The organism is Cupriavidus sp. SS-3 (assembly GCF_035818815.1).
Taxonomy (GTDB): domain Bacteria; phylum Pseudomonadota; class Gammaproteobacteria; order Burkholderiales; family Burkholderiaceae; genus Cupriavidus; species Cupriavidus taiwanensis_C.
Genome location: NZ_JAYLVT010000018.1, coordinates 32,436 through 46,455 on the forward strand (window position 1 = coordinate 32,436; position 14,020 = coordinate 46,455).

13 protein-coding genes are annotated in these 14,020 nt (G+C 69.9%); 2 read left to right on the forward strand and 11 right to left on the reverse strand.

Going from position 1 to position 14,020, the window contains the following annotated elements; translation table 11 throughout:
- Positions 1 to 10: 10 nt before the first annotated feature.
- On the reverse strand, positions 11 to 697 hold the full coding sequence (locus tag U9J39_RS23020; protein ID WP_116312513.1) for an arylesterase: 687 nt from the start codon (positions 695 to 697) through the stop codon (positions 11 to 13).
- Between U9J39_RS23020 and U9J39_RS23025 the strand changes: the two genes are divergently transcribed.
- Positions 696 to 1,394: an ABC transporter ATP-binding protein gene (locus tag U9J39_RS23025; RefSeq protein ID WP_018005892.1), complete on the forward strand. Its 699-nt coding sequence runs from the start codon at positions 696 to 698 to the stop codon at positions 1,392 to 1,394. The two genes, U9J39_RS23020 and U9J39_RS23025, sit on opposite strands and share 2 nt — an antisense overlap.
- Before the next feature lie 3 nt (positions 1,395 to 1,397).
- Here the strand turns inward: U9J39_RS23025 and pgi are convergent, their stop codons facing one another.
- The 10 genes from pgi to U9J39_RS23075 form a co-directional block, all read right to left on the reverse strand.
- A complete protein-coding gene (gene pgi, locus U9J39_RS23030; protein ID WP_115709331.1) occupies positions 1,398 to 3,041 on the reverse strand; it encodes a glucose-6-phosphate isomerase in 1,644 nt (547 codons plus the stop codon).
- Positions 3,042 to 3,280: 239 nt separating this feature from the next.
- The gene (locus U9J39_RS23035; protein ID WP_326348178.1) at positions 3,281 to 4,870 is read right to left on the reverse strand and encodes an NAD(P)H-hydrate dehydratase; all 1,590 of its coding nucleotides are present in this window, start codon (positions 4,868 to 4,870) and stop codon (positions 3,281 to 3,283) included.
- A 7-nt stretch (positions 4,871 to 4,877) separates the two neighbouring features.
- On the reverse strand, positions 4,878 to 6,185 hold the full coding sequence (locus U9J39_RS23040) for a D-amino acid dehydrogenase (protein ID WP_115709335.1): 1,308 nt from the start codon (positions 6,183 to 6,185) through the stop codon (positions 4,878 to 4,880).
- A gap of 46 nt (positions 6,186 to 6,231) precedes the next feature.
- The gene (locus U9J39_RS23045) at positions 6,232 to 7,542 is read right to left on the reverse strand and encodes a TRAP transporter large permease (RefSeq protein ID WP_115709336.1); all 1,311 of its coding nucleotides are present in this window, start codon (positions 7,540 to 7,542) and stop codon (positions 6,232 to 6,234) included.
- A complete protein-coding gene (locus tag U9J39_RS23050; RefSeq protein WP_116312516.1) occupies positions 7,542 to 8,093 on the reverse strand; it encodes a TRAP transporter small permease subunit in 552 nt (183 codons plus the stop codon). The genes U9J39_RS23045 and U9J39_RS23050 overlap by 1 nt, the downstream gene beginning before the upstream one ends.
- A gap of 94 nt (positions 8,094 to 8,187) precedes the next feature.
- A complete protein-coding gene (locus tag U9J39_RS23055) occupies positions 8,188 to 9,153 on the reverse strand; it encodes a TRAP transporter substrate-binding protein (protein WP_115680151.1) in 966 nt (321 codons plus the stop codon).
- 124 nt (positions 9,154 to 9,277) lie between these two features.
- Positions 9,278 to 10,654, reverse strand: coding sequence for an amidase (locus tag U9J39_RS23060; RefSeq protein ID WP_326348179.1), 1,377 nt, complete (start codon positions 10,652 to 10,654; stop codon positions 9,278 to 9,280).
- 162 nt (positions 10,655 to 10,816) lie between these two features.
- Entirely contained in the window at positions 10,817 to 11,932 is a 1,116-nt protein-coding gene (locus U9J39_RS23065) for a sensor histidine kinase (protein ID WP_326348180.1), read from the reverse strand.
- A 179-nt stretch (positions 11,933 to 12,111) separates the two neighbouring features.
- Positions 12,112 to 12,444 carry a DUF2188 domain-containing protein gene (locus U9J39_RS23070; RefSeq protein WP_326348181.1) on the reverse strand — a complete coding sequence of 111 codons (333 nt, stop codon included), beginning with the start codon at positions 12,442 to 12,444 and terminating at the stop codon, positions 12,112 to 12,114.
- 68 nt (positions 12,445 to 12,512) lie between these two features.
- Positions 12,513 to 12,794, reverse strand: coding sequence for a hypothetical protein (locus tag U9J39_RS23075; protein WP_115680154.1), 282 nt, complete (start codon positions 12,792 to 12,794; stop codon positions 12,513 to 12,515).
- A gap of 494 nt (positions 12,795 to 13,288) precedes the next feature.
- On the opposite strand from U9J39_RS23075, the gene U9J39_RS23080 reads away from it, so the two are divergent.
- On the forward strand, positions 13,289 to 13,885 hold the full coding sequence (locus tag U9J39_RS23080) for a winged helix DNA-binding protein (RefSeq protein ID WP_115709348.1): 597 nt from the start codon (positions 13,289 to 13,291) through the stop codon (positions 13,883 to 13,885).
- The last annotated feature ends 135 nt before the right edge of the window (positions 13,886 to 14,020 follow it).

A 14,020-nucleotide genomic window follows, 5' to 3' on the forward strand; every position in this document is an offset into this window, starting at 1 on the left:
TTTTTTATGTTCACTTCGCGCCGCTGCGCTTGAGCAAGGGCTTGAGCTGCGGCCACACCGTGTCGAGCAAGGCGGGCTGCGCCGCGGCGGTCGGGTGGATGCGGTCGGGCTGGAACCAGTCTTGCCGCGCAATAACCTGGTCGAGGAAGAACGGCACCAGCCGCACCTTGTATTCGCCCGCCAGCCTGGGATAGAGCGAGACGAACTTTTCGGTGTAGTCCTGGCCATAGTTGGGCGGGATGCGCATGCCGATCAGCAATACGCTGGCGCCGGCCTGCTGCGCGGTGGTGACCAGGTTGCGCAGGTTGGCCTCGGTGGTGTGCAGCGGCAAGCCGCGCAGCGCATCGTTGGCGCCGAGCTCGATCACCACGATGGCGGGGCGGTGCCGCGACAGCAGTTCGGGCAGGCGGGTCTTGCCGCCGATGGTGGTCTCGCCGCTGATGCTGGCATTGACGACGCTATAATCGAAGCGCTCTTGCCGCAGCCGGTCCTGCAGCAGCGTGACCCAGCCCGCGCCGCGCGCGATGCCGTATTCGGCCGACAGGCTGTCGCCCAGTACCAGCAGCGCGGGGGCGGCGGCCCGGGCCGCGGTCTTGGCCGGAGCCTGGGCCCGCGCCGGTCCGGCAGCCGCAATCGCCAGCGCCATGCCGGCTGCCAGCAGCAGCCTGCGCTTTTTCCCTCGGATCCCTATATCCATGTCTTCTTCCATTCTTGCAGTCGAATCCCTTGGAAAGACCGTAGCCGACACGACCGGTTCGCTGACGATTTTGCACGACGTGACGTTTTCCGTCACGCCGGGCGAAACGCTCGCCATCGTGGGCGCGTCCGGATCCGGCAAGTCGACGCTGCTGGGGCTGCTGGCGGGGCTGGACCTGCCCAGCACCGGCACGGTGCGGCTGCAGGGCCAGGACCTGTACGCGCTGGACGAGGACCAGCGCGCCGCGGTGCGCGGCCGGCATGTCGGCTTCGTGTTCCAGTCGTTCCAGCTGGTGGGCCACCTGACCGCGCTGGAGAATGTGATGCTTCCGCTGGAACTGCGCGGCGAAACCGCGCAAGTGCGCGAGCGCGCAGTCGACATGCTGCAGCGCGTGGGGCTGGGCGCGCGCCTGGGCCACTACCCGCGCACGCTGTCGGGCGGCGAGCAGCAGCGCGTGGCGCTGGCGCGCGCCTTCGTCGCGCGCCCCGACATCCTGTTCGCCGATGAACCGACCGGCAGCCTCGATACCGCCACCGGCGAAGCGGTGATCGCGCTGATGTTCGAGCTGAACCGCGATGCCGGCTCGACGCTGGTGCTGGTCACGCACGACCGCTCGGTGGCGTCGCGCTGCGGGCGCGTGCTGACCATCGACGCCGGCCGCGTGGCCAGCGACGAATGGATCGGCCTTGAGGTCTAGCGGCTAGCTGGCCGCGCCCGCCTGCAGCACCGCGCGGGCACGCGCGATCAGCGCGGCGGTGGAGGCATCGTGCTGGCCGGTGGCGGTGCCGGCCAGTTCGGCCTCGATCGGCCGCGCCAGGATCTTGCCCAGCTCGACGCCCCACTGGTCGAACGAGTTGATGCGCCACACCACGCCCTGCACGAAGGTGCGGTGCTCGTACAGCGCAATCAGCGCGCCCAGCACATTGGGCGTCAGGTCCTCCATCAGCAGCGTGTTGCTGGGGCGGTTGCCGTCGAACACCATATGCGCGATGCGCACCTCGTCCTTCAGCCCGCCGGCGCGCAGCTCGTCGGCGCTGCGCCCGCGCATCAGCGCCTCGGCCTGGGCGAAGCAATTGGCCAGCAGCTTGGCGTGATGGCCCGGCAGCCGGCGCGGCGGCACCAGCGGCGCGACGAAATCCACCGGCACCACCTGCGAGCCCTGGTGGATCTGCTGGAAGTACGCGTGCTGGCCGTTGGTGCCGGCCGTGCCCCACACCACCGGCGAGGTATGCGTGCGGATGGGCTGGCCGTCGAGCTGCACCGACTTGCCGTTGCTCTCCATCTCCAGCTGCTGCAGGAAGGCGGGGAACAGCTCCAGCGAGGTGGAATAGGGCGCCATGCAGCTGGTGGGCAGGTTCCAGAAATTGCGGTACCAGATGCCCAGCATGCCGAGGATCACCGGCATGTTGCGCTCCAGCGGCGCGCTGCGGAAATGCTCGTCCATCGCGCGCCCGCCGGCGAGGAGGTCGGCAAAGGCATCGAAGCCCACCGCCAGCGTGATCGACAGGCCCACCGACGACCACAGCGAAAAGCGCCCGCCGATCCAGTCCCAGAACTCGAACATATTGGCCGGGTCGATGCCGAACTCGCGCACCGCCTCGGTATTGGTCGAGACCGCGACGAAGTGCTTGGCCAGGTCCTGCTCGGCCACGCCGCCGGCGACAAACCACGCGCGCGCGCTGCGCGCGTTGGCCATGGTCTCGAGCGTGGTGAAGGTCTTGGAGCAGACGATCACCAGGGTCCGCTGCGGATCCAGCCGCACCAGGGTCTCGGCGAGGTCGGTGCCGTCGACATTGGAGACGAAGTGCATGCGCGGCGCGGTGTTGCCATCCGCATCGGCGAGATGCGACAGCGCCCGGCACACCATGCGCGGCCCCAGGTCGGAACCGCCGATGCCGATGTTGATGACATCGGTGATGCGCTCGCCGGTCGCGCCCTTCCAGGCGCCGCTGCGCACGCGCGCGGAGAAGTCGCGCATGCGCGCCAGCACCTGCTGGATCGCCGGCACCACGGCTTCGCCGTCGACCTTGTAGCCGGCGCCGGCGGTGGCGCGCAGGGCCACGTGCAGGGCCGCGCGGTCTTCGGTGGTGTTGATATGCTCGCCCGCGAACATCGCGTCGCGACGGCGGGTGACGCCGGCCTCGGCCGCGAGCTGCATCAGCAGGCTCATGGTCTGCGCGGTGATGCGGTTCTTCGAGTAGTCGAGATAGAGACCGGCGGCCTCGAGCGAGCATTGCGCGACGCGCTGTGCGCCTTCGCGATCGAACCAGTCGCGCATCTGGGCGTCGCGAAGGGTGTCATGGTGCCGCAGCAGGGCGTTCCAGGCGTGAAGGTCAGTGGGCATGCAGGACTGGCGTGCAGGACTAGCGGGGTTGCGGGGCGCGAGCCGCGTGGCATTGCCGGCTTGCAAGACGGAGCGGTAAGTATATCGCCAGCGATCGCGGCATCGAGGCTCGCGGCGGCGTCATATCGTTACCACTTGCAACATAACAGCCGCGGCGCCGAGCCGGTATCGGTCGTTGTCTGACGGCAGGTGCGGCGGGCGCCGCCGGTATGCGCCGGAACGCGAAGCTCGCGCTTGCCTTACGCTTGCGCTGCGTTCAGCAACTGGTTGAATACGCCGCGGGCCGGCGCATACAGTTCACCTGCCATGACGCCTGCCGGGCCCGTGCCTTGTTCGACCAGCACATCGGCGGCACGGCCATGGATCCACACTGCCGCCTGCGCCGCGGCCAGCGGCGCCATGCCTTGTGCCAGCAGCGCGCCCAGCATGCCGGCCAGCACGTCGCCGGTGCCGGCGCTGGCCAGCGCCGCGTTGCCGGTGGGGTTCAGCGTCCACGGGCTGCCGTCGGGCGCGGCGATCACGCTGCCCGATCCTTTCAGCACCACCACGGCCTGCCATTGAGCGGCCAGCGCCGCGGCGGCGGCGGGGCGGTCGCGCTGGATCTCGGCCACCGGCACGCCCATCAGCCGCGCGGCTTCGAGCGGGTGCGGCGTCATCACGGTGGCGGCGCCGCGCGCGGCCAGCGCACCGGCCAAGGCAGGATCGGACGCCAGCAGGTTCAGCGCATCGGCATCCAGCACCAGCGGCTGCGTCGCGGCCTGCAGCAGCCGCGCGAACTGCTGGCGGGCGTTGGCATCGGTGCCCATGCCCGGCCCGATCACCAGCGCCGACATCGACGCCAGTGCCAGCGCGTCGAGCGCATGCAGCATCAGCTCCGGATGCAGCGGATCGAGCAGCGGCGCCGGCTGCGCCAGGAAGCCGATATGCACCTTGCCCGCGCCAAGCCATTGCGCGGCCCGGGCCCCGAGCAGCGGCGCGCCGGTCATGCCGAGGTTGCCGCCGATCACGGCGAGCGAGCCATGCGTGCCCTTGTTGCTGGCGTGGCGGCGGCGCGGCAGCGCGGCACCGAACAGCGCGGGGCCGTTCACCAGGCCCTGCGGTGCTTCGCGCGGGGGATAGTCCAGGCCGATCGGCGCGATCTCGACCGCGCCGGCGCAGTCGCGCCCGTCCAGCGTCAGCAGGCCGGGCTTGGCGGCAATGAAGGTCAGCGTGCGCCGGGCGCGCACGGCCGGCGCGCCCGCGCCGGTGTCGGCGGACAGGCCGCTGGGAATGTCCAGCGCAAACACCGGCAGCGCGGCGCGGTTGAGCTGGTCGATCCACCACGCCATGCGGCCGTCGGCGGGGCGGTTCAGGCCGATGCCGAGCAGGCCGTCGACGATCGCGGCGGTGCCGGCGGGCCAGGGCGCGTCGTGCGCGGCATCCACCTTGGCCATCACGCTCGACGGCACGCCCGCGGCCTGCGCCTGCTGCCACGCGGTGGCGGCATCGGCCGGCAGGCGCTGCGGCTCGGCGGCGAGCCAGACCTGCACCGCGCGCCCGGCGCGATGCAGCTGCGTGGCGGCGACCAGCGCGTCGCCGCCGTTGTTGCCCGGCCCCGCCAGGAACAGCAGCGGCCCGTCGGGCGCATGGCAGGCGAGCCAGCGCGCCGCCGCCGTGCCGGCGCGCGACATCAGCGTGAAGGCCGGCAGCCGCGCCAGCGCGGCGTGCTCGAGCCGGCGGATCGCGGCCACGCCGTAGAGCGGCACCGGGGCCGGCGCGGCCGCATCGAGGGCAAGCCAGTCGTGTTCGAGGTCGGTGGGCGTGATGACGGTGGCGGCAGGGCGGGTCATGTCGGGCTCAGTTGGCCGGCCCCAGCCCGTAGCGGTCGGGCAGCAGGCCTTCCATGTCGATGTCCGGACCGTCGCGGCCGGCGGCAGCGCCAGCGCTGGCGGCGATCTGGTCCGCCGCAATCTTGCCTGATCCGCAGCTCATCGCCCAGCCCGTCGAACCATGGCCGAGGTTCAGGAACAGCCCCGGCACCGCGGTGGGGCCGATCAGCGGCGGCCCGTCGGGCAGCATCGGCCGGGCGCCGGCCCATTGCGTCGCCTCCTGGTAGTTGCCGGCCACCGGGAACCAGTCGCGTGCGACCTTGACCAGCGTGTTCAGCGCGGCGGGGCGCAGGTCGAGCCGGCGCGAGCCCAGCTCTGCCGTGCCGGCCACGCGCAGCCGGTTGCCCATGCGCGTCATCGCGACCTTGTACGACTCGTCCATCAGCGCGCCCAGCGGGGCCTGCAGTTCGTCGCGGATCATCACCGTCACCGAATAGCCCTTGACCGGATACAGCGGCACGCGCAGGCCCAGCGGGCGCAGCAGCGCGGCGCTGTCGGCGCCGGCGGCGACCAGCACGCGCTCGGCACCGAGCACCGCGGCAGAGCCCTGGCCGCCGGGTTCGGTCAGCTCGATCTCCAGCTTGCCGGCCGGGCCGGGACGGATGCGTGTCACCGCGGTGTCGAAGCGGAACGACACGCCCGCGGCTTGCGCATGCCGGTGCAGCGCGCGCACGAACATCGGGCAGTTGCCGGATTCATCTTCCGGCAGGTGCAGCCCGCCGGCCAGCGGCGTGCCGGCGGCCAGCCCCGGCTCGATCTGGCGGCATTCGGCGGCGCTGACCAGCCGGTGCGGCACGTTGTTCTCGCGCAGCAGGGCGATGGCGGGCCCGGCCAGGTCCAGCTCGCGCGCGGTGCGGAACAGCTGCAGGTAGCCCTGCGACTGCTCGTAGTCGATCTCCAGCTCGCTGCGCAGCCGGTGCAGGCAGGCGCGGCTGTAGAACGCCAGCCGCTGCATGCGCAGCTTGTTGGCGCGGTAGCGCTCGAGCCGGCATTCGCGCAGCCAGCGCGCGATCCAGCGCCACATCGCCGGATCCGCGGCGGGGCGGAACAGCACCGGCGCCTCGCGCGCGAAGAGCGTGCGCAGGATCTTGGCCGGCATGCCGGGCGCGGCCCAGGGCGTGACGTAGCCGGGCGCGATCACGCCGGCATTGCCGAAGCTGGCTTCCTGCGCCGGCGCGCCGCGGCGCTCTAGCACGGTCACGTCGAAACCGGCCTGGCGCAGGTACCACGCCGAACTGACGCCGATCGCGCCGGCGCCGATGACAATCACATGCATCGCTGCGCGAACCTCCCTCGCGTGTCCGTTGCCGTCCCGGCCAAGGCTATTTGACCTCCTGCTGCATCACCGCGTCGGGCAGCCAGGTCACCACGCCGGGCCAGATCGTGACGATGGCGATCGCCACCACCATCATCATGAAGAACGGCAGCGAGACCCGCGCGATGTAATTGCTGTCCTTGCCTGTCATGCTCTGCAAAACGAACAGGTTGAAGCCGACGGGCGGCGTCACTTCGGCAATCTCCACCAGCAGCACGATGAAAATGCCGAACCAGACCAGGTCGAAGCCGGCCGCCTGCACCATCGGCAGCACCGTGGCGGTGGTGAGGGCGATCATCGAGATGCCGTCCAGCGCCGTGCCGAGCACGATATAGATCACCGTCAGCACCGCGATCAGCGCCCACGGCGACAGCTGCAGCGCGGCCACCCACTCGGCCAGCGCGCGCGGGATGCCGGTAAAGCTCATGGTCACCGACAGGAACGAGGTCGCGCCCAGCACGAACATGATCATCGCGGTCAGGCGCGTGGCCGACATCAGGCTGTCCCAGAATGCGGCGCGCGTGAGCGACCCGCCCGCCCACGCCAGCGCCAGCGACGCGACCACGCCATAGGCCGCGGCTTCGGTGGCGGTGGAGTAGCCGGTCACCATGATCGCGGTGATGAAGGCGATCAGCACGATGCACGGCAGCAGCTGCCGGATCGACGCCAGCCGCGCGCGCCAGTTGAAGTGCTCCGACGCCGGGGTCTTGTCCGGGTTGGCCAGCGCCCAGACCACGATGTAGCCGGAAAACAGCAGCATCAGCAGCAGCCCCGGGACGAAGCCGGCCAGGAACACGCGAATGATCGACACATCCGCCGAGACCGCGTACACCACCATCGTGATCGACGGCGGGATCAGGATGCCAAGCGTGCCGGCGCACGACAGCGAGCCCAGCGTGATGCGCTCGTCGTAGCCGCGCCGGGTCAGTTCGGGCAGCGCCGACTTGGCGATGGTGGCGCAGGTGGCCGCCGACGAGCCCGACACCGAGCCGAAGATGCCGCAGCCCAGGATGTTGACGTGCATCAGCCGCCCGGGCAGCCAGCTCAGCCATGGCGACAGCCCGCTGAACATCTGCTCCGACAGCCGGGTGCGGAACAGGATCTCGCCCATCCAGACGAACAGCGGCAGCGATGCCAGCGTGTACGAGGCGCTCGACGACCACCACGCATTGGCCAGGCTGACCAGGGCCTCGCGGTCGGAGAACACCACCAGCCCGAGCCACGACGTGACCGCGATGGCCACGGGAATCCACGCGCCCAGCGCGAGGAAGACGATCAGCACCAGCAGCAGGATCAGTGCAACCACGACCGTGCTCATCAGACCGTCTCCCCGAAATCGCCGGCGGCCAGCTTGGCCTCCTGGGCCAGCTGGTAGCGCGGCTTCTGCCGCCGCACCACGCGCAGCCATTCGTCGGCGACCGCGAGCAGGAATCCCGCGCAGCCCAGCACCGCGAAACTCTGCGGTATCCACAACGGGATCACGATCTGGCCCTGCGAGACATCGCCGATCTCCCAGCTCTGAAACGCGAAGGTGCCCAGCGCCCAGGCCGCATAGGCGGCGAACACCAGGCAGATGGTGAGCGAGACCAGTTCGAGCAGCCAGCGCCGGCGCGGGCCGACCGCCGACAGCAGCATCTCCACGCGCACGATGCCGCCATGCTGGAAGGTCTGGCCGAGCACCAGGAAGGCGGAGGCGGCGCACAGCCAGGCCACGATGTCGTCGCCGCCCTTGAAGATCACCGAGGTTTCGCGCGACAGCGACATCAGGATCATGATCACGCAGACGGCGAGGATGCACAGCGCGCCGAGCGCGGCGAACAGGTCCAGCAGGCGGTCGAGCCAGCGCTTGGAGGAGGGGGCAGTGGGCATGATGGGCGGCGAAGATAAGGATGGGCGCCCCGCATGGCAGCCGGCGCGGCCGCGATGCAGGGCGCTGGAGATCGGTGGACGCGGGTCCCCGGGCCTACTTGCGGTAGGCGTCGAGGATGGCCTTGCCGTCAGGGCCCGCGCTCTTGGCCCAGTCGTCGACCATGGTCTGGCCCAGCTTCTGCATGTCGGCCTTGAGCTGCGGCGACGGCTGCTGCACCGTCATGCCGTTCCTGGCGAGCGTGGCCAGGTATTCCTTGGTCTTCTGCTCCGATACCTGCCAGCCGCGCTTCTCGGCGTCGGCGACGGCCTTGAGCAGCGCATCCTGGGTGGGCTTGTCGAGCGCCGCGAAGGCCTTCTTGCTGACCACCAGCATGTTCTTGGGCAGCCAGGCATCGACCGCATAGAAGTACTTCACGCTCTCCCACACCTTGGTGTCGACGCCGGTCGCGCCCGACGACATGAAGGAGTTGACGGTGCCGGTGGCGAGCGCCTGCGCCAGGTCGGCGGCCTGGATCGTGACCGGCTGCGCGCCGACCAGCTCGGCGATGCGCGAGGTGGCGGGATTGTAGGCGCGCCACTTCAGGCCCTTCATGTCGGCGGCCGAATTGATCGGCTTGTTGGCGTAGATGCCCTGCGGCGGCCAGGCCACCGCGTACAGCAGCTTCAGCCCCTGCTTGTCCAGCACCTTCTCCGTGACCGGGCGCGAGGCCTGCCACAGCTTGTAGGCATCGGCATAGCTGGTGGCCAGGAACGGCACCGCGTCGACGCCGAACACCGGGTTCTCGTTGGCCAGCAGCGACATCAGGATCTCGCCCATCTGGACCTGGCCGGTCTGCACGCCGCGCTTGATCTCGTTGGCCTTGAGCAGCGACCCGTTGGGATGCAGCACGATCTTGAGCTTGCCGCCGGTGGCCTTGTCGACGTCGCTGGCCATCTGCTGCAGGTTCTCGGTGTGCAGGTTGGCGACGGGGTAGCCGGTGGGCAGGTCCCACTTGGTGTCCGCCTGTGCCGCCACGGCGGCCAGCATCAGCGTGGCCGCGATCATTGCCTTGACTCGCATCTCGATCTCTCCTGGTGTGCGCGCGGGGGCGCGGTTGTACAGCGGGTTGCGTACTACCTGGTGCCACGCGCGGGGCTGGCTCGGGCCCGGCGCATGGCGCAAGATCAACGGCGCGGCGGCGGGCTCAGTCGGCGCGCGCTAAGGGCTGCATGATGGGCTGCACGATGCGTTCCAATGCAAGGGCCGTGCCGAGCAGGCTGGCGTCGCGCATCGGCCCGTGCGACAGCATCAGGCCCACCGGCAGCTCGTCCGGCGCATGGCACGGCATCGATACCGAACAGCCGTCGAAGAAATTGAAGGCGGAGGTATTGCGCAACAGCAGGGCATTGACGCGGAAGAACTGCGCGTCATCGGTGCGCAGCGGCGCCATCTCGGGCGCCACCATCGGCACGGTGGGGCAGACCACCGCGTCGAAGCCGTCCAGCCGCGCTTCCATGCGGGCAATCCAGTCCAGCCGGGCGCGGCCCAGGTCGATATAGTCGGCGGCGCTGATGCCGGCGCCGCGGTCGATGCGCGACGCCACGCGCGGGTCGTAGCGGTCGCGGCGGGCCGCCAGCAGGTGGCGGTGGATGGCATAGGCCTCGGCCGCGCTGAAGCCGCCATGCGCGTTCAGCGCGGCCAGTTCGCCGAGCTCGGGCAGGTCGACATGCTCCAGCCGCACGCCGGCGGCCGACAGCCGGCCCAGGGCGCGGTCGAAGGCGCGTGCCACCACGGGGTCGAGATCGTCCAGCAGCAGCTGGCGCGGGATCGCCAGCCGCGTCGCGGCCGCATCGGTCACGCGCGGCAGCACCGCGCTGTCGGCAATCACGCTGTCCACCGCGATGCAGTCGCCGACCGTGCGCGCCATGGCGCAGGCGGTGTCCAGTGTGTACGACAGCGGGAAGGCCCCGGCCAGCGGCACGCGCCGCGCGGTGGGCTTGAAGCCGGTGATGCCGCACAGCGCGGCCGGGATGCGGATCGAGCCGCCGGTGTCGCTGCCGAGCGCGGCCACCGCCAGCCCCAGCGCCACCGATACTGCGGCGCCGGACGACGACCCGCCCGGGATGCGGGCGGCGCCTTCGCCGCCGGCCGGATTGGCGGGCGTGCCGTAATGGGGATTGATACCCACGCCGGAGAAGGCGAACTCGGTCATGTTGGTGCGCCCCACCAGCGCTGCCCCGGCCGCGCGCAGGCGCGCCACCACGGGCGCGTCGGCGGCGGCCGGCGCGGCATCGGCGCGCACCAGCGAGGCGGCGCGGGTGACCTCTCCGGCCACGTCATACAGGTCCTTGACCGAGACCGGCAGGCCGGCCAGCGGATGCAGCGCCTTGCCGGCGCGGCTGGCGGCATCGGCGGCACGCGCCACCTGCGCGGCGGCCTCGAAGGTGCTGTGCAGGAACACGGCCTCGGCCGCCGGCGTGGCCGCCCGGGCCGCGGCCTGCTCGACGATCTGTGCGCGGCTGGTGCCGCCGTCGCGCAGGCGGGCGTTGAGGGTATCGAGGTCGGGAAGCATCAAGGGCATGGGTCTGCAAATGAGGTGCGGCGGCGCGCGCAGCGCACGCCGGGGAGCGGCCTGGGAACCTCAAGGGTAGCAAGAAGCCCTGCAAGGCGACAGATAGGGATGGCCTCTATGTCGTGGCGCGCGCCGCGGCAGTGCCGGGGTGGGGTGGGGCGAAGCCGCCGGCTAGCCCTGGCGCGGCAGGCGTACCTCGAACAGGGTCCCGGCCGCATCGGAGCGGGCGTCGATCGAGCCTTGGTGGGCCCTGGCGATTTCGCTCGCGATATACAGCCCCAGCCCCAGGCCGGGGGCGTTCTTGTCGTGCGGATCCTCGCCGCGCCTGAGCGGGTCGAAGATCTGGCCCAAGGTCTGCGGATCGATCGGCGGGCCGCTGTTCCAGACCGACACATGGACCTGCGCCGCTTGGCCCGTGACGGTAACCCGGACCGGCGTGTCCGCCGCGCCGTACGTGACCGCATTGGTCACCAGGTTGGAAAGCAGCTGCTGCAGCCGCGCACCGTCCCAGACGCCCTGCAGGTTGCCCTCGGCGGCGAATTCGATGCGGTGGTCCGGGTGGGCGGCGCGCAACTGGTCCACGGCATCGCCAAACACCTGCGCCAGGTCGATCGCGGCGGGCGCGATGTTGATGCCCAGGCCAAGCTTGGTCCGGTTGAAATCGCACAGGTCGTCCAGCAGCGCATTCATGCGGGCGCCGCTGCGGATCAGCCGGGTCGCGGCTTCCGATACCTTTTCCCCGGCGTTCAGCGCGGCCAGGTATTGAGCGGTGGTCTGGATGGTCTGCAGCGGGCTGCGCATGTCGTGCCCCAGCATGCCGAGCAGCAGGTTGCGCGCCTGCTCGACCTGCGCATCGAAATACCCGACGGATTCCGTGACGGCCTGGTCGATGGCCTCGTTGAAGCGGACCATGTCTTCGAAATCCGATGGGCCCGGGTGGCCGTCATCGATCCACAGGCGCAGCACGCTGGCACGCAGGGCCCGGTACTCGCTGACCATCTGGTTGATGTTGAAGCCATGGCGTGCCCGCAGCAGCGCGTGGGTCTGGGCCGCGGTTTCCGGAGCATCGGGCAGGCGGGGCGACCGCCCCATCGACTTTTCGCGCTGGGCGCGGCGCGTTTGCGGGGTGGACAGATCCTTGATCACGGCATTCAGGATCTCCTGCGCGTGATCGCGCAGGGCGGGCGTATCCATGTGTCTTGCGGCCGGCATCAGGGTGCCGGCAAACGCCTCCCACTCCCTCAGGATGCTGCTCATGTCGCGCCTGATGAAATCAGCAAGTCGCATGTCTGCTCCGGCAGGATTGGACAAACCGGTCTATAGACCTGGTCAGTAACATCTTACGCGATTGCCGGCGCAGTGCTTGATTGCGGCGCCCTGGGCGCGCACGGCCGCGCTGACCGCGACTGTGACGGCAAGTGCTGTCGCGGCCATCGGGCAAGTCCGCGCTGCGACCGGCCGCGCGGTCAGCCGTGTGACTCCTCGGGGGTGACGGCGGCGCGCAGGCGCAGGCCACCGTCGTGGCAATGGATATGCAGTTCGCCGTTCTCCCGCCTGGCTCGTGCCCAGCCCGCAGAGATCGCGTCCTCGAGCGTCGGGAACCGTTGCCGTTGGGGCCGGCTCTCGCAGTCCAGCGCCCAGCCAACGTCGGCCGGTGTAACGCGAATTATTCGCGCTTGCATATTGCCTCCCGGGGTCCGGGCCAAAAAAGCGCCCGCTACGTGCAGCGGGCGATCAAAAGCCGAATGGGTGAACGCATCCGGCAGTGCGATATTGCCGCGCCGCAGTCGCCATAGCATATCCCTACTCAAGTGGTAGGGTGGCAGAAATGCATCACGTCTTGATGCTTGGGAGCCCGGCCGGGACCTCAGGCGGGTTCCGCGCGATAGGCCGACCAGTAATAGTGGCTGTGCCGGTTATGGCGCGCGAGCTTCTTTACGATAAAGAGCCGCACCGTGCCCAGATGGCCGGCCTCGACCAGGACCTCATGGTGATTGGGCGCCTCCGCCGTGGCGCGCGGCAGGGTCTGCAGCGCGGCGGCGACATGGTGTCCCTGCACTTGCGCCAGGATGCCGTTGGCCCCGGCTACCGGATACCCCGGCGTCGCGGCCGGCAGGTGGCAACCGGCGGCACGTTTGCTGTTGCCCATGCTTACCTCCGCCCGGGCACGATGCGCACCCCGTCCCGGCAGACCTCGATCCGAGGCTGGTGGCCGTAAGCGCGCAGCAGCCGCACATCGCTCCTGGCGGAAGCCGGAATGTCCTGACGGCAAGCCAGGGCGCTGCGGCTGATGTGAAAGGCGCCGCAGCCGGGGCAGAGGTAGAGATAGCCGCGGGGCGCGGCGCGCGTGCGCTCGGCAGCAGCGCCGCAGAGGGGGCAGTTTGCGGGTTCGGGCGACATGGGGGCTCGGGTTGATACTGTATGAATATACAGTATAGCGTCTCCGCCCGGTCTGAGAAGCTTCCGAGAAACCCCTGAGGTCTGTCCAGATATTCCAGCCGGGGCGCGGCCCCCGAAATGTCGTTTTATTCGTGGTAATTCACCGATAAACTGTCAGGCCGAAGGCGGCGGCCGGCGGGTCGATCCGGCGCAACCGGGCCCCCCGGACGCCTCGAATGCCCCCAATCGAAAGGAAACTCCCGCATGTCACGCAAGCCCGCCGAAAGCGCGCCCGCCGCCGCAGCCGCCGGAGCCGATGCCAGCGCCGGCCGGCCCGCTACCGCACTGTCGCGCGCCGCCGGCGCGAATATCGTGTCGTCGTCGCACCTGGTGTCGGTGCGCAGCCCCGAGTTGTCGGAATTCGAGTTCGGCCTGAACACCGCCTACAACGCCTACAGCCGCTGGGTGGTGCGCTGCATGGGCGCTGCCGGCGTGCGCGACCTGACCTTCCTGGACGTGCTGGTGCTGCACCACGTCAACCACCGCGGCCGGCCCAAGCGGCTGGCCGATATCTGCTTCGTGCTCAACGTGGAAGACACGCACCTGGTGACCTATGCGCTGAAGAAGCTGCAGGGGCTGGGGCTGGTGAGCGGGGAGCGGGTGGGCAAGGAGGCCACCTATTCGACCACCGCGGCCGGCGCCGAGGCGTGCTCGCGCTACCGCGAAATCCGCGAGCAATGCCTGACCAGCAATTTCACCGCGGGCAGCGAAGAGAATGCCGAGATCGGTGAACTGGCCCGGCTGATGCGGGTGTTGACCGGCCTGTACGAGCAGGCTGCGCGGTCGGCGACGTCACTCTGACCCGTTCATTGCGCGCAAGTGATGCATAAGCATTATCACGATCCGTGCTGACACAGCGCGGCCGTGATGTCGCAGTGCAAAAAGCGGGGCTCGGCAAGGTACAATAGCGGTTTCCCGCCAGCCGGCACCCCATGC